An 18,797-nucleotide genomic window follows, 5' to 3' on the forward strand; every position below is an offset into this window, starting at 1 on the left:
GCTAGTCCTTCGGCACGGGTGCGCGCGAATCGAGCAATCTTTTATCGTGCAGCGCCTGCCAGAGTTCAGCGGGAATGGGCTTGTCGAACGAAGCCACATTCTCGCGCAGTTCGGCTGCATTGCGCGCGCCCGTCAGCACCGTGGCGACAGCGGGATGCGCATATGGAAACTGCAGCGCCGCAGCGGCAAGCGGTACGCCATGCACCTTGCACACGGCTTCGAGACGCGCGACGCGTTCGATCACTTCCTTCGGCGCCTCACCATAGTTGAACTTCAGATCGCCTTCAACGCCGCGCGCGAGAATCCCCGAGTTGAACGCACCACCCAGCAGAATGCTGACCTTGCGCTTCTCGCATTCGGGCAGCAGTTCGTCGAGCGTGCCCTGCTCGAGCAGCGTATAGCGGCCCGCAAGCAACGCGCAGTCGATGTCGAAATCGCGCATTGCATCGAGGATCGCCGCGCCTTCGTTCACGCCGAGACCCACTGCCTTCACCACGCCTTGCGAGCGCAGATCGTCGAGCGCACGAAAGCCACCGCCTTGCGTCAGTTGTTGCCAGTAGTGCGCGTTGCGCTCGCCATGCGTCGCGACGCCGATGTCATGCACGAGCAGGATGTCGATCTCGACGATACCCATGCGCTGCTGGCTGTCTTCGAACGACCGCAAGATGCCGTCGTGCGTGTAGTCGTAGATTGCTTCGAAGGGCAGCGGGTTTTGCCAGCCTTCGCTGCCGTCATACGGATGCTTGCGCGGCACATAGTGGCGGCCGACCTTGGTCGACAGCACGAACTCATTGCGCGGATAGCGCCGCAGCGCATCGCCCAGGCGATGCTCGGCCTTCGTGTGCCCATAATGCGGCGCAGTATCGAAGTAACGCACGCCCGCGTCCCACGCGGCCTGAACGGCGCCGAACGCTTCTTCGTCCGACAGATCGCGGTAGAGTCCGCCGAGCGGCGCAGTGCCGAGACCGAGGCCCGTGACTTCGAGCGAGCGCTGTCCGATGCTGCGCCGCTTGCGCACGTTTGAACCTGCCGCATCCGTCATCGTCTCGCTCTCCCTGTTCTTCAATGCGCCCAGTACGGCGTTCACTGCGCCGCCACGCTGACAACCCGATGCGGCAGCGCCGCATTCGAAGGCAGGCACGCGGGCCCGACCGGCTCGAACGTCTTGTACGTAAGGATAAACTCCTGGTGCCCGAGCGACTCCGATTTCGACGCCGCGCCTTGCGCGACGGCGAGCGTCAGGTCAAACACTTCGCGGCCCACTTCGTCGAGCGTCGCGCGGCCTTCAAGGATACGCCCTGCATCGACATCCATGTCGCCCGACAGATTGCGGTACGTGTTGGGATTCGCGCAGACCTTGATGACGGGCGAAATCGCCGAGCCGACCACCGATCCGCGTCCCGTCGTGAACAAAATCACATGCGCGCCGCACGCGATCAGTTCGGCAATCTCCGCGTTGTCGCTGATGTTGGGAAAGCCGAAGCGCGGTTCGCCGTCGGGCACCACGTCGAGCAGATACAGGCCGCCCGTCGGCGGCACGTCGCCGGGCTTCACGATGCCGACGATCGGCGATGCGCCGCTCTTCGCATACGCGCCCAGCGATTTTTCTTCCTGCGTCGTCAGTCCGCCGTCCGCGTTGCCGGGTGCAAAGCTGCCATGGCCAAGTATCGTGTAATAGCGCGCAGCCTTCGCGACGCACGCGACGATTTCATCGCCGAGATCGTCGCGCGCCGCGCGGCTCTTCATATGGAACTCGCAGCCGACCAGTTCGCCCGTCTCTTCGAAAATGCAGGTCGCGTCGTGTTCGATGAAATGATCGAATGCGCGGCCCACTGCCGGATTCGCGGTGATGCCGCTCGTGCCGTCCGAGCCTCCGCAGATCGTGCCGATCACGAGTTCGGACAGCGCCATCGGCACCTTCTGCTGTTTCGCGAGTTCGCCGCGCGCTTCACGCACCCAGTCGACGCCGTATTGAATCGTGCTGCGCGTGCCGCCCTTCTCTTGAATCGTCAGCACGTGCACGGGGCGGCCGCTCGCTCGCACGACATCGACCAGATAGTGCTTGTTCATGCTCTCGCAACCGAGCGACACGAACAGCACCGCGCCGACGTTCGGATGCGTCGTCAGCTGCTCCATCATCTTTTCGGCGTAACTGTTCGGATAGCAGCCCGGAAAGCCGATCAGATGAACAGGCGCCTCGCGTTCGGTGGAGGCATCGTCGAACGCATCGAGCGACGGGCGAAACTGCGCAACGATCTCGCGCGCCACGTGATGCGCGCATTCGACGAGATACGCCACCGCGACCACGTTGCGAATGCCCTTGCGTCCATCGCTGCGCAGAAAGCCTTGCAGCTCCGGCTGCGTTCCATTGGCTAAGGTAAGGTCGGTCATGTTCTGTTCGCCCGTTCAGTGATGAACGAATGCGTGGCCTGCGTCGTGCGTATACGTGGGCAGGTAATCGCTTTCGAGGTTGTGCGTATGCAGATGTTCGCCGCGCGCGACGTCGACGGTCACGTGGCCGATGACCGCGCCATAGCGCAGCACCTTTTCATCGGCATGCAGCGGGCGGCGCGCAAGCTTGTGGCCCAGTTCGATCGTCTTCGCGAGCGTCACGCGCTCGCCTTCGATGTCGATCTGCGTGCCGGCTTCCAGTCGCGCAGCGGCGATCAGGCAGTTGTCGTCGGGGCTCAGCAGAATGAGGCGTGCGTCCGTCGTGTCCGTCATGTCAGTTTTGTCCTTCGCCGCTGGCGAGTCGCGCGACCATCAGCGAGCCGAGAATGATGGCGCCGTAGATCGCCTGAATCCAGAACGACGGCACCTGTGCGAGCGTCAGCAGGTTCTGCACGACGCCGAGCAGCAGCACACCCGAGAGCGCGCCGAGCATCGTGCCCTTGCCGCCATCGAGCGAAATGCCGCCGATCACCGCCGCCGCGAACACCGTGAAGATCATCCCGTTGCCCTGATTCGCATTGATCGCGCCGACGTAACCCGTCACGACCAGTCCGCCGATCGACGCCAGCACGCTGCCGAGCACGAACACGCCCCACGTGATGCGCTCGACGCGAATGCCCGCCGCGCGCGCCGCTTCCGGATTGCCGCCGATCGCATACAGCGCGCGGCCCAGCCGGTGATAGCGCAACATGAACGCGGCGATGCCGAACGCGACTGCCGCGAGCCACACGGAGAGCGGCAGGCCGAACACGATGGTGGTCGCGAGCGCGAAGAACGACGGCGGCATGTCGAACAGCGTGCCGCCCTTGGTCGCGCCGACCAGCATGCCGCGCAATACGATCAGCATCGCGAGCGTGACGATGAACGCGTTGAGCCGCAGCCGCACGACGAGAAAACCATTGATGAAACCGATCAGCGCGCCGACCACGACGATCGCCAGCAAGCCGGCAGCCGCAGGCCATTCGAAACCGAAACCCGCGGAAGCGGCGGGCATCACTAGCATTGCACCGATGGCAGGTGCAATGCCGACCGTCGATTCGAGCGAAAGATCGAACTTGCCCGTCAACACGATCAGCGATTCGGCAAGCACGACGAGCGCCAATGCCGCCGACGCGCCCAGCACGCTGATCAGATTCGCCTTTGTCAGAAAGCTCGGGCTGACGAACGCCCCGATCACGATCAGCAACGCGAGCGCGGGCACCAGCGCGAGATCGCGCAGCCGCGCGAACTCGATGCGCGGACGCGCGGCGCTTGCGCCCATCCCTTGAGCCGAGGCAAACGCAGGCACACTATTCTTCATGGAGACTGACTCCTTCAACGGATGCGATCAGATCGTGGTCTTCCCAACCTGCAGGAAACTCGGCCGCGATGCGGCCACGGAACATCACCAGCACGCGGTCGCAGGTGCGCAGATCGTCGAGTTCGCCCGATGCGACGATCACCGCCTTGCCTTCGTCGCGCACGCGATCGACGACTGACAACAGCGCTTCTTTCGACTTCACGTCGACGCCCGCTGTCGGATCGATCAGCACGAGCACGTCGGGATCGGTCGCGAGCGCGCGGGCCATCACCACCTTCTGCTGATTGCCGCCCGACAGTCCCGACACCACGTGCTCCGGCCCTTGCGCGACGATGCCGAGCGCGTCGATCATCTTCTTGCCGAATGCGTTCTTCTTCGCGGGCGGCGCGATGCCGAACTTGCCGAGCACGCGAGCAATCGTCATCGACGCGTTTTCCGCGACCGATTGCGTCAGCACCAGCCCTTCGTGATGACGGTCCTTCGGCACGCAGCCGATGCCACGCTTCAATGCAGCGGGCACGTCGCCTGGCGGCAATGCTTCGCCGTCCACGCGGATGCTGCCACGCTGCGGCTTGCGCAGTCCCGCGATTGCTTCCGCGACGCTCGTGCGGCCGCTGCTGGTCGCGCCCGTGAGTCCGACGACTTCGCCGCGCTTCACCGCAAACGACACGTCTTCGTAATCCACGCCCGCGAGTCCTTCGACCTGCAACGCGACGGCCGTATGCGCCGGCAGCGGTACGCGCGATGCCGCATCGGTGACGTTCAGGCCGCCGCGTTCGCCCGTCATCGCTTCGATCAGCTTGTCGCGCGGCAATGCGGAAACGGGCGCACTGACGATATGCCTTGCATCGCGCAACACGGTGACGGCCTGGCAAATCTCGTACACCTCTTGCAGATGATGCGAGATGAACAGGAACGTCACGCCTTCGCGCTGCAACTCTTCGATGCGTTTGAAAAGCCGCTTGATTTCGTCGCCGTCGAGTTGCGCTGTCGGTTCGTCGAGAATGATGAAGCGCGCGCCATACGACAACGCCCGCGCGATCTCGACCAGTTGCCGGGCTTCGACGCTGAGATCGCCCGCGCGCGCGTCTTCGCGCACGTCGATCTTCCAGTGGTCGAGCAGCGCGCGCGCATCGCGGCGCATCGTGCGCCAGTCGATGATGCCGTTGCGCGTCTGCTGCCGGTTGATGAACAGATTCTCCGCGACGGACAACTCGCGGATGATCGTCGAATGCTGATAGACGCACGCGACGCGTTCGCGCCACGCATCGCGGTCGGCGACGGGCGGCGCCGCTTCGCCGCCGAAGCGCACTTCGCCCGTGTCGGATTTGCGCAGGCCGGTGAGAATCGACACGAGCGTCGACTTTCCCGCGCCGTTGCGCCCGACGAGCGCATGCGACTCGCCGGGCATCACGCGCATGCTCACGTCTCTCAGCGCCGCGTGGCTGCCGAAGCGCTTGCCTACGCCAAGCGCTTCGACGACCGCGCGCGTGGATGCGTTCGCGTCGTGGGTCATTTCAGTGTATTGCCCCAGAGGTTCTTGTCGTCGACATTCGCCTTCGTCACGAGCGGCGCGGGCAACTGGTCTTCGAGCACGCCCGGCTGCAACTGGACGATGTTGCTGCCGTGATCCGTCGGACCCGGCTTGAAGGTCTGTCCGGCGAGCGCGGCCTTCATGTAGTAAAGGCCGTACTTCGCGTACAGATCGGCGGGCTGCGAAATGGTCGCGTCGATCTCGCCCTTGCGGATCGCGTCGAACTCTTGCGGAATGCCGTCATTGCTGACGATCACGACGTGCTTCGCATCGCCTGCGGGGAACAGCATCTGCTTGCGGCGCAGCGTCTGCAGCGTCGGCGACAGATAGACGCCGCCCGCCTGCATGTAGATCGCCTTCACATCGGGATTGGCGGTGAGCAGGCTGTCGAGCGAGCTTGCCGCGACATCGCCCTTCCAGCCCGCGGGGATCTCCAGCAGCGACAGCGCCGGATAGTTCTTCAGGCATGCGCGGAATGCTTCGGAGCGGTCGCGTCCGTTGACGGAAGCCAGATCGCCCATGATCTGCACGACCTTGCCGGACTTCACGTGCTCGCCGATGTACTTGCACGCATTCGTGCCGTACGCGCGGTTGTCGGCACGCACGACCATCGCGACCTTGCCTTGCGTCGGCGCGACGTCGACGGCGACGACTTTCACGTCTTTCGCCGATGCCGAATCGAGTGCGCGGCTGATCGCGGCCGAATCGATCGGCCCGACGACGATGCCCTTCGCGCCCAGATTCACCATGTTGTTCATGTCGGTGATCTGCTGCGCGGGGTCGTTGTTCGAATTGACGGGCGCGAGGATGTCGATGCCCATCTCCTTCGCGTACTTCGGCAGGTAGTTGTTGTACGACTGCCAGAACGGCGACGTGAGAAGCGGCAGGCCCAGACCGACCTTGCTGGAATCGGCGGCCTGTGCGGCCGTGCTGAGGCCGATGCCGGCCACGCATGCGGCAGCCGCGGCGGCCGTCAATGCACCCTGAACAAAACGGCGAGCCGCGCGCGGCTCCTTGGCGAAACCCATGTTTGTCTCCTTAGTCGGCCGATGCTGGCGCTCTGGCTCAGCACTGCCGGAACTGCGTTGTGGGAAGAGGAACCGGCGAGCCGGGTACATCGACCTTCGCTTTTTTATGGGCATTGGTGCATGCATTCACCAATGAACGTATTATTCATATACGAACTTTTCGAAGTCAACGAGCGTGGGGTGGGTGTTTTCCCTGGAGCGCTCTGCCCTGTGTGACAGTCCTTTGACGGCCGATAATCGATGCGAATGTCAAACACCAACCGACTGCTGACGATGGACGTGGAAGAGAAGGACGACGCCGACCGTTATCGGGCGCCTGCGCTCGACAAGGGTCTGGACATACTGGAGCTGCTTGCGGAGCAGAAGAGCGGGCTGACGCGCGCCGAGATCACGAAGCTATTGGGGCGCAACGCTAGCGAGATGTACCGGATGCTGGAGCGGCTGGTAGCGCGTCAGTACGTGGTGCGATCGGCGGGGGGCGACCGCTATTCGTTGAGCTTGAAGCTGTATGCGCTTGCGCATCGGCATCCGCCGATGAACCGGCTGATTTCCGAGGCGTTACCGCTGATGCAGCGCTTCGCGACGGAAGCCGAGCAGTCTTGTCATCTGGCCGTCTACGATCGCGGCAATCTGCTGGTGATTGCGCAGGTGGATGGGCCGGGCACGTGGGGTATTTCGGTGCGGCTTGGCTCGCGGGTCGGTTTGATTGATACGAGTTCGGGGCGGACGATGCTGGCGTTTCAGACGCTCGAGCAGCGTGAGCATATGCTTGCCGAGCATACGAAGGTCAAAGGCGAAGTGACCATCGATCACAGCGCGCTTGAGGCCGCTTGCGCGGCGATTCGTGGTGCCGGTTTTTCGCAGAAGGATAGTCAGCAGATTTTTGGTGTCACCGACTTGACGTTTCCGTTGCTGACGGCTTCCGGGCAGGCTATTGCTGCCATGACTTGTCCGTATCTCAAGCGGATCGATGAGTATGTTGCACCTTCTCTCGATGAGGTTACCGGGATGTTGAGGGAGATTGTGCAGGGGCTTTCTATGTTTGCTGAGTAGCTTTTTTTGTCTACGACGTAGTCGTCATATTTGCCTTCTCGGCGCGGGCTACGCCTTCTGGGTTTTGCTCTGCGCTCTGCGCTTTCGCTGTCGCTGTCGCTGGCATCCGCGTGATGTCTTCGTACTTCATGCGTTGCCCCTGTGCGGGGCGGCACTCACTTTCTTTGCCGCCGCAAAGAAAGTAAGCAAAGAAAGCGGGCTAACCCCGCCAGTGCTTGTTGTTGCCTGCGGGCCCCCAACAGTTCTTACGCTTCACGCGGCAACGCCTTTGTTTGCGCCCGTTGCCAGCGCCCTGAACAGGCGCATCACCCACTCCAATCACCCGCAGGCAAGCCAGCGGCAGCGACTCGTCAGCGCCGCCCAGGTGGCAAACTGTGTGTAGGTAATCGCACCACATGCGTTCGCGATCCTACGACACCGATCCCGGTTTTCGGTCCGGAGTGGTGCACTTCCATCGCGACGGCCTACACACAGTTTGCCACCTGGGCGGCCGCGAACGCCTGGTAACGCGGCCCGTGACGTGAGAGTGTGAAGCGGGTGATGCGCCTGTTCAGGGCGCTGGCAACGGGCGCAAACGGGCGTGTTGCCGTGTGGAGCGTAAGAACTGTTGGGGGCCCGCAGGCAAAAACAAGGACTGGCGGTGTGAGCCCGCTTTCTTTGCTTACTTTCTTTGCGGCGGCAAAGAAAGTAAGTGCCGCCCCGCACAGGGGCAACGCATGAAGTACGAAGACATCACGCGGATGCCAGCGAAAGCGAAAGCGCCAGCGCCCGCGCCACCGCAGAGCAAAACCCAACCGGCGTAGCCCGCGCCGAGAAGGCAAAACCGAATACGCTAAAATACCGCCCCGCCCAAACCGCAAACCCCAAATTGCGCCCACTCGCAAACCAAATGGCAAAACTCCTCTCAGACCTCGAATTCCAGCGCTTTTCCGAACTCCAGCAAAAGCAGGCAAGCTTCACCATCACCGCCGAAGAAGCCGACGAACTCCGCGAAATCGTTTCTCGCGCGCAGCAAAAACGCGATGACCGCGCCACCGCAATGAAGCAGATCGAAACCTTCATCGCACAGTTCGACATCAGCCCCGACGAACTCTTCTCCGCCGATCAGATCGGCGACGCCGCCCGTAACTTCGGTCTGATCCCGGCCGCGAAGAAAGAGCGCGTGCTGCCGCCCACGGTAACCTTCAACGGCAAGCCGTATCAATGGACCCGCGCGTTGCCCGATGAAGTGCGCCTGCCGCTCTTCGAAGCGTTCTCGGCGGGACAATCGGTGAAGTCGTTCATCGCCACCCCCAAAGACGCCATGCGCTGCGCAGCAACCATCGCGCGTCTGGAACGCGAAACGGGCGCAACGTATGCAGCCGAGTGGCTCGACGAACTCGCCGTCTCGCGCGAACAGGTGGACGCAGCCTCGGCAAAGCTCGCGGCCTAAGAGCATTCACCCGCAGCGCACGCGCGCGACCTAGCGTGTGTTGGCAGAACATGAAGGCGACGCGCCGAACCCCGGTGCGCCGCCTTTTTGTTTGCCGTCGTCGGGCTGTTCGAGCGCCATCCTGAAGCCGACGACGCCCGGATCGTCGGTGCGCGACGTCGTAAAACCGACAGCCGTCGCGAGGCCGATCATCGCGGAGTTCTCGCGCAGCGCCTCGCCGACGATCCAATGCGTACCGCGCGCCCGCGCGTACGCGATGATCCGCTCCATCAACAGTCGCCCCAACCCTCTGCCCTTCTGATCCGAACGCACGGCCATCGCGAACTCGGCCGTTTCGTTGTCGGGATCGGCGACCGCACGCACCACGCCCAGCGTGTGCGTCGTGCCGTCGTCGTTCTGCGTCGTCGCGATCAACGCCATCTCGCGGTCATAGTCGATCTGCGTCATGCGCGCGAGTTGCGAATGATCGAAGCTGCCGACCGCACCGAAAAACCGCAGACGCAGATCGTCGGGTGTCATCGACTCGACGAACTCGCGATGCGCCGCTTCGTCTTCGGGACGAATCGGCCGCACCGTGATGCGCTGGCCGCGCCAGTCGAGCGTCTCTTCGTAGCGTCGCGGATACGGCATGATCGCGAAGCGCGTCCGGTTCGCCGACAACCGCAGACGCGGCGCGACGATGGCCGCGCCGTTTCTCATCACGCGCAACGCCAGGTTCAACGACACGATCTCGCGTATCTCCGACACCGCCTGCGAAATCGCCGTGAATGCGTTCAGCACGGGCTCGGGCGCGACCTCGCGGAAGTAGGCCGAGTTCGACAGGATGTCGCGCGACAGCACGGGATTCAGCGGCGGCAGGCCGAACACGCACATCGGCCGCGCTTCGTCGTGCTCGGGCGGCGCGGTAAAGCGGAACACGGGGCCGAAGTTGTCGTCGTCGCGCAGTTCGACGCCGATGTCGACGACGGCTTGCTCGCGCGCGTCGTCGGGAACGGTGCGAAGGCCGAAGTGCGCAAGCAGCCGCGCCGCATCGTCACCGTCGAGTTCCGTTACGCCCGACGATAGCGCCGCGCACGCCTGCGCCTGCGCGGCATCGATCGATTCGGGCACGCGCGCGGGCTGGCCTTCTGGTGTCTGCATCAGCAGTTCGCGCACAAGCCGATATTCGACCAGACGCTCGAACGCGCGCGCAAGCCGCTGCGGCGTGGTGTGAACGGGAATGCCGTGCTCGTGCAACGCGTCCCGCGTCTCGCGCTTCACCCCGCCGAAAAAGCACGCGAGCAGCCCGCGATACGCGTAGCGCTGATTCGCGATCAGCGCCTGCGCGACTTCTTCGACGGGCGCGCTGTGCGTCGACGCGTGCACGACGAACGCCGTGCCCGTCGAACGATGGTCGGCCAGAACCTTGATCGCTGAGCCGAAATGCTCGGCGCGCGCGTCACTTCCGAGCAGCAGCGGATTGCCGGGCCTGGCGCGCGGCAACGCCTGCGCGAGCGCTTCGACAGCGCCTGACGGGCACGGCGCGAGCGTATCGCCGGCGGCTTTGAAGGCGTCGGTGGCGAGCGTCGCGACGCCGCGGTCGCTCGTAATCAGCGTCGCCGTCGCGCCCGCAGCGACGCGGCCCACGCCGAGCGTTTCGATTTCGTCGAGCAGGTCGTCGAGCGCGTCGACGCGCACCACGCCCGCGCGGCGAAAAGCGGCTGTGTAGAGCGCGTCGTCGGGATCGCTGCGGCCCGAACGCAAGGCCAGCACCGGCTTGTTGCGCGCCGCCGCCCGTGCCGCCGACATGAACTTGCGCGCAGCCTTCACGGAGTCCACTTCGAGCAGGATCGCTCGCGTGCCGGCGTCGCTGGCGAGATAGTCGAGCACGTCACCGGCATCGACGTCGGCTTCGTCGCCGAGCGCGACCGCGTGCGAGAAGCCGAGGCCGCGCGCGTGCGCCCAGCCGAGCACCGCGTTCGTCAACGCGTTCGACTGCGACACCCAGGCGACGCCGCCCGCCCGCACCGTGACGGAAGGCGCACCCAGATGCGCCTTGAGCGCGGGCGTCACGATGCCAAGGCTGCCCGGCCCGACGATGCGCAGCAGATGCGGGCGCGCGGCAGCGAGCGTGTGGCGCACATCGGCGCGGCCTTCTTCGCCGCGCACTTCGCCGACGATGATCGCCGCCCGCGTGCCGCGCCCGCCGAGCGCATGGACGATGCCGGGCCACGTCGACGAGGGCGTGCAGATGATCGCGACGGTGGGCGCGTCGGGCAGATCGCCCGCGTTGCCGACGCATGCGTGACCGTCGAGCATGTCGTACTTCGGATTGACGGCCCACGCGGGACCGTCGAAGCCGCCTTCGATCAGCCGCTTCCAGACCATCGCGCCCGTGCTGCCCTGGCGGTTCGAGGCGCCGATCACAGCAACGGATTTCGGACGAAACAATGCATCGAGGTTGCGTACGGTCACGGGCGCTCCGCAGTGAGGTGAGTGCGCGCTTCGGGCACAGCGATGGCGCGCGATTTCATCAGTCATCAGGATAGGCGATGAGCGGGGACGTCGCGATGTCAGCCTGAAGCACGCGCCGGTTCGGGCCCCGCTGCGCCCGCCCGCATCCATCTGATGTTAGCGCATGGCTTCCGGACGAAAGCGCTGCCGGCGACGCGACAAAGGCACGCGGCCGCTGACGCCGCACCTGACGCAGCATGTAGAATCGCCCCACTGCTCGCGGCGACGCTTCCCGCTGCGACGCGACGTGACACGCGGTGGCGTGCCGCGCGTCGATACGCGGAGCGCGCCTGCCGGCCACCGGCCGCGGGCGAGTCAGAGAAGAACGAAGAGACTGAAGGAAGATTTATGCGGCGTTTGCCCTCGCTGATCGCGTTGCGCTTTTTCGAAGAAACGGCACGGCACATGAGTTTCAACCGCGCCGCCGTCGCGCTGTGCGTCACGCAGGGCGCGGTCAGCCGGCAGATCAAGATTCTCGAGGAGTCGCTCGGCGCAAAGCTTTTCGAGCGAGATCACAAGGGCATCCGTCTGACGAAGGCGGGCCAGCAGTTGTTGCCGTGCGTGTCGGAAGCGTTCGATACGCTCGAACGCGGCACGCGCCAGGTGACGACGGCAAAGGGCCGCCGGCGACTGGTGCTGTCGGTGCCGCCGACTTTCGCGACTCAATGGTTTTCGCCGCGACTCGGCTCGCTGGCCGTCGAGTTGCCGGACGTCGAGCTGTCCGTGCGCACGGAGCCTACCGACGACTGCCACTGCAACATCCGCTTCGGCCGCGACGCCCTGCACGATGCGCATTCCGAGTTGCTGATGATCGAGCGGCATACGCTGGTCGGTGCGCCGCGTTTCGGCGGCGAGCCGCTGGACAAGCTGCTGGAGACGCTGCCCGCGCTGCACGTCCTGCACAACGATGCGCGTTTGAATCTGTGGCCGGATTGGCTCGATAAGGCTGGCTTGCCTGCGAAGTATGGCGAGAACGGGATCGAGTTCTCGACGCTCGAACAGGCGATTCACGCGGCGCGCAAGGGTGTGGGACTCGCAGTCGTCGATCGGAATATGATCGTCGAGGAGTTGGGCGAGGGTAGTCTCGCTTTCATGTCGGATATCGAGGTTAGTGGACCCTACGGGTATTGGCTCGATATCGGGCCGCGCCATGAGGCGCTTGAGCATGTGCAGGCTTTTGCTGGGTGGTTGCGGGAGCAGGTTTTGAGTATGTCCTGATTTTTTTTCTGCGACGTAGTCGCCATTCTGGTTTTTTTGCTGGCGAGCGCCTTTTGTTCGCTGGCATCCGCGGTTTGCTTCTGGTTTGCTGGCGTTGCCCCTGTGCGGGGCGGCACTTACTTTCTTTGCCGCCGCAAAGAAAGTAAGCAAAGAAAGCGGGCTCACACCGCCAATCCTTGTTTTTGCCTGCGGGCCCCCATCAGTTCTTACGCTCCACGCGGCAGCACGCTTGTTTGCGCCCGTTGCCAGCGTGCTAACTCACGCATCACCCGCTTCACACTCCCGCGTCACGGACCGCGTTACCAGACGTTCGCGGCCGCCCAGGTGGCAAACTGTGTGTAGGCTGTCGCGATGGAAGTGCACCACTCCGGACTGAAAAGCGGATCGGTGTCGTAGAAGCGCCAACGCATACGGCGCGACAACCTACACACCGTTTGCCACCTGGGCGGCGCAAACGAATTGCTGTCGCTGGCTGTACTACGGGTGATTGGAGCGGGTGATGCGCCGGTTCAAGGCGCTGGCAACGGGCGCAACACAATGTGTTGCCGTGTGGAGTGCGGGACCCGTAGGGGGCCCGCAGGCAAGCACAAGAGCTAGCGGTGTTAGCGGCTTTCTTTTGCCTACTTTTCTTTGCCGCTGCAAAGAAAAGTAGGTGCCGCCCCGCACAGGGGCAACGCCTGAACGCAGACATGAAATCGCGGATGCCAGCGAAAAAAAAAGCGCTCGCCAGCAAAAAAAACAGCATGGCGACTGCGTCGCAGACAAAAACCTACATGGCCTTCCTGAACGGCGCCCCAGAATGCTCGCGCAGCTCATTAAACACAATCTTAGGCCAAGCCTTCTGCGCGACTTCGATCTCGGAGATATGAGAGGCAAGATAAGTCGGCGCATCAGCCGCGTCATAGGCAATCCGCGGCGAGTAAGAATCACAGAAGCGCCGCAACTCAGCGGCATCATCACAAGTCACCCACCGTGACATCCGGTACCGCGCCGGCGCCATCCGCACGTCGACCTTGTACTCGGTCGACAACCGATGCGACACCACTTCGAACTGCAACTGTCCCACAGCGCCGAGAATGGTCAACCCGCCGACCACCGGCTTGAACACCTGAATTGCACCCTCTTCGCCAAGCTGCTTCAGCGCTTCGCCGAGTTGCTTCGAACGCATCGGATCAACCACTTCGACCGTCTGGAAGATTTCCGGTGCGAAGAACGGCAGACCGACGAATTGCAGCTGTTCGCCTTCCGTCAACGTGTCACCAAGGCTCAGCGTGCCGTGATTCGGGATGCCGATGATATCGCCCGCATACGCCTCGCTGACCGTCTCGCGGCGCTGCGACAGGAACGTCACCACGTTGTTCGCGCGGAACGTCTTGTTGTTGCGCGTGACCTTCAACGCCATGCCGCGCTCGAAACGTCCCGAGCACACGCGGATGAACGCGACGCGGTCGCGGTGCGCCAGGTCCATGTTCGCCTGCACCTTGAAGACGACGCCCGTGAACTTCGGCTCGTCCGGTTGCACGGGACGCTGCACCGTCAGGCGCGCGGACGGCGGCGGCGCCAGATCGACGAGCGCGTCGAGAATTTCCTTCACGCCGAAGTTGTTGATCGCCGAGCCAAACAGCACAGGCGACTGCTGGCCCGCGAGGAATTCGTCGCGATCGAAGGTGGGCGTGGCGCCCGTGATCAGATCGATTTCTTCCTTCGCGCGCACCCACGTATGCCCGAAGCGACGCTCGCCTTCCTCGTCGCCGAGCGCCTGGATGGTTTCCACCGCGCCGCCGAGCGTGTCCTGACCGGCGCGGAACACACGCACCTGGTCGTTCTGAACGTCGTAGACGCCCTGGAATTCCTTGCCCATCCCGATCGGCCAGGTGAACGGCACGGCCGACACGCCAAGATGCTGCTCGATTTCATCGAGCAGATCGAGCGGCTCGCGCACTTCGCGGTCGAGCTTGTTGATGAACGTGACGATCGGCGTCTTGCGGCTGCGGCACACTTCGAGCAGCTTGAGCGTCTGCGCTTCGACGCCGTTCGCACCGTCGATCACCATCACGGCAGCATCGACGGCCGTCAGCACCCGATACGTGTCTTCCGAAAAGTCTTCGTGGCCCGGCGTGTCGAGCAGATTGATCACGCAGTCGCCGTACTCGAACTGCATCACCGAACTCGCAACGGAAATGCCGCGCTGCTTTTCGATTTCCATCCAGTCGGACGTCGCGTAGCGATTGCTCTTGCGGCCCTTCACGGTGCCCGCGATCTGGATCGCGCCCGAAAATAGCAGCAGCTTTTCGGTGAGCGTGGTTTTACCCGCGTCAGGGTGGGAAATGACCGCGAACGTGCGGCGGCGTTTGAGTTCGGAGACTGACATTGGCAATTGGGGTCATGGCGCACGCCCTTGTGACAGGCGGCGGTACGGCAACCGGGCGCGGCGACATGCCGGAGCGGCCCGTAAGAACCGGCGAAGCCGCGATGATACACGTGCCGGAGCAACCCATAAGTATAGCTGGCGTGGCGGGATGCCCCTCACTGATACGACAGGGTGAACGTCGCGAGCGCCTTCACTGTGCCCGCCGAGACCGAACCCGTGCGCACGTAACGCGCCGTCAACGGAATCTGCAGCGCCCCGTTCGGCGATGCACCTACCGTCCACTGGTTCGTGTTCCCCGGCGTCGCCGAGTCCGGTCCGAACGCGACAGGCGTGCCACCGCTGTTCAACACCTGGACGCCCATGCCCTGTGCGGTGGAATCAGCGGTCAATTGTAGGGAAGTGCTGCGGTTGGCCGGATTGACACTGTCCGTCAGCGTGATCAGCACGGTCGCGCCTGCCGAACAGGACAACGAGAGCGAAAACGGCTGCGGCGCCGCGACAGCCCCGACTGCGTTGAATGCGCGCGTGTCGGCGGTGGGCATGGAGACAGCGACGTTGGTCTGGTTGACGGAGCACGTCGCGTGGGTGAGGACGCCCGACGCAGAACCCGAGTACGCGGGCGTCTGGCTCCAGGGTCCTCCCGTGTCGATCGTCGTAAAGGACACCGCGATCGACGGTGCGGAAGAGAGTGTCGACGCACCCGATGCGATCGGCCCGGTCACAACAAGCGTGGCGGTGATCATCACGGGGTACTGGATGTACGGGCCACCCAGCGGACCACTGAACGTGCAACTTAGTGTGATGGAGCCGTTTTGCATCGTCAGGTTGTTCGCATTGCATTGCCCAGATGGCGAATTGAACGTGTAGCGAACCCCCAGACCGGAAATTCCTGTCTGGTACACATCTGCGAAACCCGCTGCCAACGGAGCCGCCGTGCTCAGTTTTGCCTGGACCGTGTCTGTCGTGGCATACGATCCCGCGTTCAGAAACTTGCACTCGACGATGAAACTGATTGACGCTAGCGTCGCGACGGTCATGCCGGTCGATGCGTTGACTGGCACTGAGATCGTGCCAGCATTGAGTGCGTTGTTTCCGTTCGAGTCATTGCAGGTGGAATTCGCGTGAGCCGAGAAAGACGCGAACGACATCAGCAGCCCGGCCACGAGAACCGCGAAAAACCGCGACAAAGCGCAACTCCGATTGCGCGTGCGCGCCGGACCGGTCCATTCATTGTTGGGAATAAACATCGCAACACCTCTTAAAGAATATTTAGCGCATAGCCGCCGTGTTGGTGACCAGCGTCGCCGGACCTGCCACACAATGCGATTCCACCGACGCATAGCCCACATCCGTCTTCCCGCCTTTCACCGGCAGCGAATACTTCACGCTGCACTGTTGACCCGCCTCATCGCCCCACTTCACAACGAGCGTCCCGTTGTCGTCCAGACCACGCGCAAAAATCCGGCTATCCTGCGCGACGACGCCCACGTTACGGCCACTGCCATCCATCACCGCCGCGCCGAACGGCAACACTGCGCCGCTCAACTGCGGCGCGCGAATCAACGCGGCGCGCCCCGTCACCGTCTTGTACTTCAGCATCACCACCGAGCCGAGGCGCGGCGCGACATGCTCCGACGTGGAATCGAACTCGACATCCGTCGACGAACCCTTCGGATCGATATCCACGCTGTTCATTCCGTACGGCGCGAGGAACGGCACGACCGCATAGCCGTGCGAATCCACCTTCACGCCCGTGGCGCTCGACACCGTCGCGCCTTCCGCGCCCTTCGCCTCGACGATGCCGAACGTGTCGCCGACCGTCTGCGAAAACGTCACGCCGCCCGGATGCGCGACGACCGAACCGCTCACGCTCGCCGACACTTGCGACGAATGCGCGCCGCCGCTCGCCGATGCCGTGACCTGCGCATACGGCGCGCGATACGTGCCGCTCACGCCTGCATTGGCATTCGACGATGCAGCACCGCCATTCGCCGTGCCGTACGCGTTGTAGGTGTACTGATCGCGCTCGCCCGCCGTGCCGCCGATGCTAGCCTGCATGCTCGTTGCTCCAGTGCCTGCACTGAGGTTCGTGGACAGCATCGGCGAATGCTGCGTGTGGCCGAGCGGAATCGTCGTGCTCACCATCACTTCGTTCGATAGCGTGCCGTCCGCACTGCGCGTGCGCCCCGCCGTCACACTGTATGTGCCGTACTTGAAGCCGTTCGAGTAGCCGGCCTGATAGAACACGTCGCGTCCCGGGCGGTTCCAGTAGTGCTGCGACGAGACCGTCGCGAACACGGAGCCGTGATCCTTCAGGTTCTGATTGACCGTCAGTTGCAGACGACCCCGCTCGCGGTCGGCGGCATTGACGTCGCCGCCGTGCAACGCGGCGTCGCGCACGCGGGCCGCGTCGGCGAGGCCGAAGTAGCCGGCATCCGAGTAGCGGTACGCGCCGAGCGCGATGTTGGTGTCCGTGGAATCGATAAACTTGCTGTAGCCGATGTGCAGGCTCTGCCCTTGCCGGGTATCCGCGCCCGGCACCTGCGTGCGCGCCGACGTGATATCGCCCGCGATCGCGCCGTATTTCGTGTTGAGGGCTGCACCGAGATTCGCCGCGACATAGCCGTTCGCTGCGATGCCGCCGCCATAAAGCGTGACGAGATTCGTGAGACCGCGTTGCACAGTGAACTGTGCGAAGCCGGGCTTCGTCTGCAGCGAATCGTCGCGCAACTCGCCCGCCGTGAACGCAAAACGCGTCGACCCCGGACGCAGCGATTGCGCGACGGCCGCATAAGGCACAGTAAAGCTCTTCGTGCGGCCATCGGCTTCCGTCACCATCACGTCGAGATTGCCGCCGTAGCCAGTCGCATACAGGTCCTTGATCTCGAACGGCCCAGGCGACACGTTCGTCTCATAGATCACCTGACCGTTCTGGCGCACCGTCACCCGCGCATTCGAGTCCGCCGTGCCACGCACGACGGGCGCATAGCCGCGCAGCGACTCGGGCAGCATGCGGTCGTCGGTGGCGACCTGCGCGCCGCGGAACGACACGCTGTCGAACACGTCGCCCGTCGTCTGAGCGTCGCCGAGCGTCACCTGCGAGCGCAGCTTCGTGATGTCGTGCTGCACATAGGTCGCGATGTTGTCGAACTGCGTCGGCTGATTCGATGCCGAGGTTATCGACGACTGATGCCGAAAGTGCCAGCCGTTCACATTCACGCCCGCATTCAGGCCGAGATACTCCTGCGACGAGTGCAGGCCACCCGCATTCGTCTGGTAACCATTCGCGTTGTAGCTGAGAAAGCCCGCGTTGACGCCGTTGTCCCACAGTTCCGGCGACACATAGCCGCGCGCCATGTTGCGCATGTATTTCTGCGGGACCGAAATGGAAAGCTTCTGCTCGGCGAAGTCGAAGTCGACCGTTGCATCCGGCACCACGGCGCTCACATCGACGCATTCGTCAGCGGCTTCTTTCGCTGCTGCGCGCTCCTTGTCGTCCGCGAGCTTCGTGAAATCGACACCGAAACCTTCGAGCATCTTGCGCGTGACGCACGCCCGCGCATTCTCGCCTTCGTGCGTCGCGACGAAACGCACGCTGTCGCGCGCGACGAAGTTGTCGTTGACCGTGATATCGACCGTATATACACCGGGCGACACGACGTTGCCGCGACCAAGACGGGCGACGTCGACACGCTGCGTGTCGATTTGCAGGAATGTCGTGTCGAACTCGACAGCGGCGCTCTGTTCAGCTGCGCAGACGTTGCCCGAACTCACGCAGCTCATCGCCGCGAACACGGACAGCACGACGGCCGTGACGGGATTCAACACAAACGAGCCAGGCGCGTTGCTGACGGAGACATGCGATTGACGTTGGCGTGAGGGCTTCATGATCCAATAACTTCAATTGCGGGAAACGT

Annotated in this window: 14 protein-coding genes; 4 read left to right on the forward strand and 10 right to left on the reverse strand. The window is 63.6% G+C overall.

Features of this window, described 5'->3' with window-relative positions:
* Window position 1: 1 nt before the first annotated feature.
* The 6 genes from G3N95_RS06135 to G3N95_RS06160 are packed head-to-tail and all read right to left on the reverse strand — an operon-like array spanning window position 2 to window position 6,313.
* Window positions 2-1,042: an aldo/keto reductase gene (locus G3N95_RS06135; RefSeq protein ID WP_205969357.1), complete on the reverse strand. Its 1,041-nt coding sequence runs from the start codon at window positions 1,040-1,042 to the stop codon at window positions 2-4.
* Between the two features lie 41 nt (window positions 1,043-1,083).
* Window positions 1,084-2,391 (reverse strand): UxaA family hydrolase, encoded by a 1,308-nt coding sequence (locus G3N95_RS06140; protein ID WP_205969116.1) that lies wholly within the window; start codon window positions 2,389-2,391, stop codon window positions 1,084-1,086.
* A 15-nt stretch (window positions 2,392-2,406) separates the two neighbouring features.
* Complete coding sequence (locus tag G3N95_RS06145; protein ID WP_205969117.1) at window positions 2,407-2,724, reverse strand: UxaA family hydrolase; 318 nt, start codon at window positions 2,722-2,724, stop codon at window positions 2,407-2,409.
* Between the two features lies 1 nt (window position 2,725).
* Window positions 2,726-3,751: an ABC transporter permease gene (locus G3N95_RS06150; protein WP_205969118.1), complete on the reverse strand. Its 1,026-nt coding sequence runs from the start codon at window positions 3,749-3,751 to the stop codon at window positions 2,726-2,728.
* Window positions 3,741-5,267: a sugar ABC transporter ATP-binding protein gene (locus tag G3N95_RS06155; protein ID WP_205969119.1), complete on the reverse strand. Its 1,527-nt coding sequence runs from the start codon at window positions 5,265-5,267 to the stop codon at window positions 3,741-3,743. Before G3N95_RS06155 ends, G3N95_RS06150 begins: the two co-directional genes overlap by 11 nt.
* A complete protein-coding gene (locus tag G3N95_RS06160) occupies window positions 5,264-6,313 on the reverse strand; it encodes a sugar ABC transporter substrate-binding protein (RefSeq protein WP_205969120.1) in 1,050 nt (349 codons plus the stop codon). Before G3N95_RS06160 ends, G3N95_RS06155 begins: the two co-directional genes overlap by 4 nt.
* Before the next feature lie 273 nt (window positions 6,314-6,586).
* On the opposite strand from G3N95_RS06160, the gene G3N95_RS06165 reads away from it, so the two are divergent.
* Complete coding sequence (locus G3N95_RS06165) at window positions 6,587-7,366, forward strand: IclR family transcriptional regulator (protein ID WP_205969358.1); 780 nt, start codon at window positions 6,587-6,589, stop codon at window positions 7,364-7,366.
* Window positions 7,367-8,255: 889 nt separating this feature from the next.
* Entirely contained in the window at window positions 8,256-8,798 is a 543-nt protein-coding gene (locus tag G3N95_RS06170; protein ID WP_205969359.1) for a hypothetical protein, read from the forward strand.
* Window positions 8,799-8,828: 30 nt separating this feature from the next.
* On the opposite strand, the gene G3N95_RS06175 is transcribed toward G3N95_RS06170, so the two are convergent.
* Window positions 8,829-11,252 carry a GNAT family N-acetyltransferase gene (locus tag G3N95_RS06175; protein ID WP_205969121.1) on the reverse strand — a complete coding sequence of 808 codons (2,424 nt, stop codon included), beginning with the start codon at window positions 11,250-11,252 and terminating at the stop codon, window positions 8,829-8,831.
* Between the two features lie 387 nt (window positions 11,253-11,639).
* Here G3N95_RS06175 and G3N95_RS06180 point away from each other — a divergent pair, with 387 nt between their 5' ends.
* Window positions 11,640-12,509 (forward strand): LysR family transcriptional regulator, encoded by an 870-nt coding sequence (locus tag G3N95_RS06180; protein ID WP_205969122.1) that lies wholly within the window; start codon window positions 11,640-11,642, stop codon window positions 12,507-12,509.
* A 769-nt stretch (window positions 12,510-13,278) separates the two neighbouring features.
* Here the strand turns inward: G3N95_RS06180 and G3N95_RS06185 are convergent.
* Both G3N95_RS06185 and G3N95_RS06190 read right to left on the reverse strand, forming a co-directional pair.
* The gene (locus tag G3N95_RS06185; protein ID WP_205969123.1) at window positions 13,279-14,880 is read right to left on the reverse strand and encodes a peptide chain release factor 3; all 1,602 of its coding nucleotides are present in this window, start codon (window positions 14,878-14,880) and stop codon (window positions 13,279-13,281) included.
* Between the two features lie 155 nt (window positions 14,881-15,035).
* Window positions 15,036-15,803, reverse strand: a complete 768-nt coding sequence (locus G3N95_RS06190; RefSeq protein ID WP_205969124.1) for a fimbrial protein — start codon at window positions 15,801-15,803, stop codon at window positions 15,036-15,038.
* Between the two features lie 10 nt (window positions 15,804-15,813).
* Between G3N95_RS06190 and G3N95_RS06195 the strand changes: the two genes are divergently transcribed.
* Window positions 15,814-16,005 carry a hypothetical protein gene (locus G3N95_RS06195; RefSeq protein WP_205969125.1) on the forward strand — a complete coding sequence of 64 codons (192 nt, stop codon included), beginning with the start codon at window positions 15,814-15,816 and terminating at the stop codon, window positions 16,003-16,005.
* Between the two features lie 144 nt (window positions 16,006-16,149).
* On the opposite strand, the gene G3N95_RS06200 is transcribed toward G3N95_RS06195, so the two are convergent.
* Window positions 16,150-18,768 carry a fimbria/pilus outer membrane usher protein gene (locus G3N95_RS06200; RefSeq protein ID WP_205969126.1) on the reverse strand — a complete coding sequence of 873 codons (2,619 nt, stop codon included), beginning with the start codon at window positions 18,766-18,768 and terminating at the stop codon, window positions 16,150-16,152.
* Window positions 18,769-18,797 lie beyond the last annotated feature (29 nt).

The organism is Paraburkholderia sp. Tr-20389 (assembly GCF_017104565.1).
GTDB lineage: Bacteria > Pseudomonadota > Gammaproteobacteria > Burkholderiales > Burkholderiaceae > Paraburkholderia.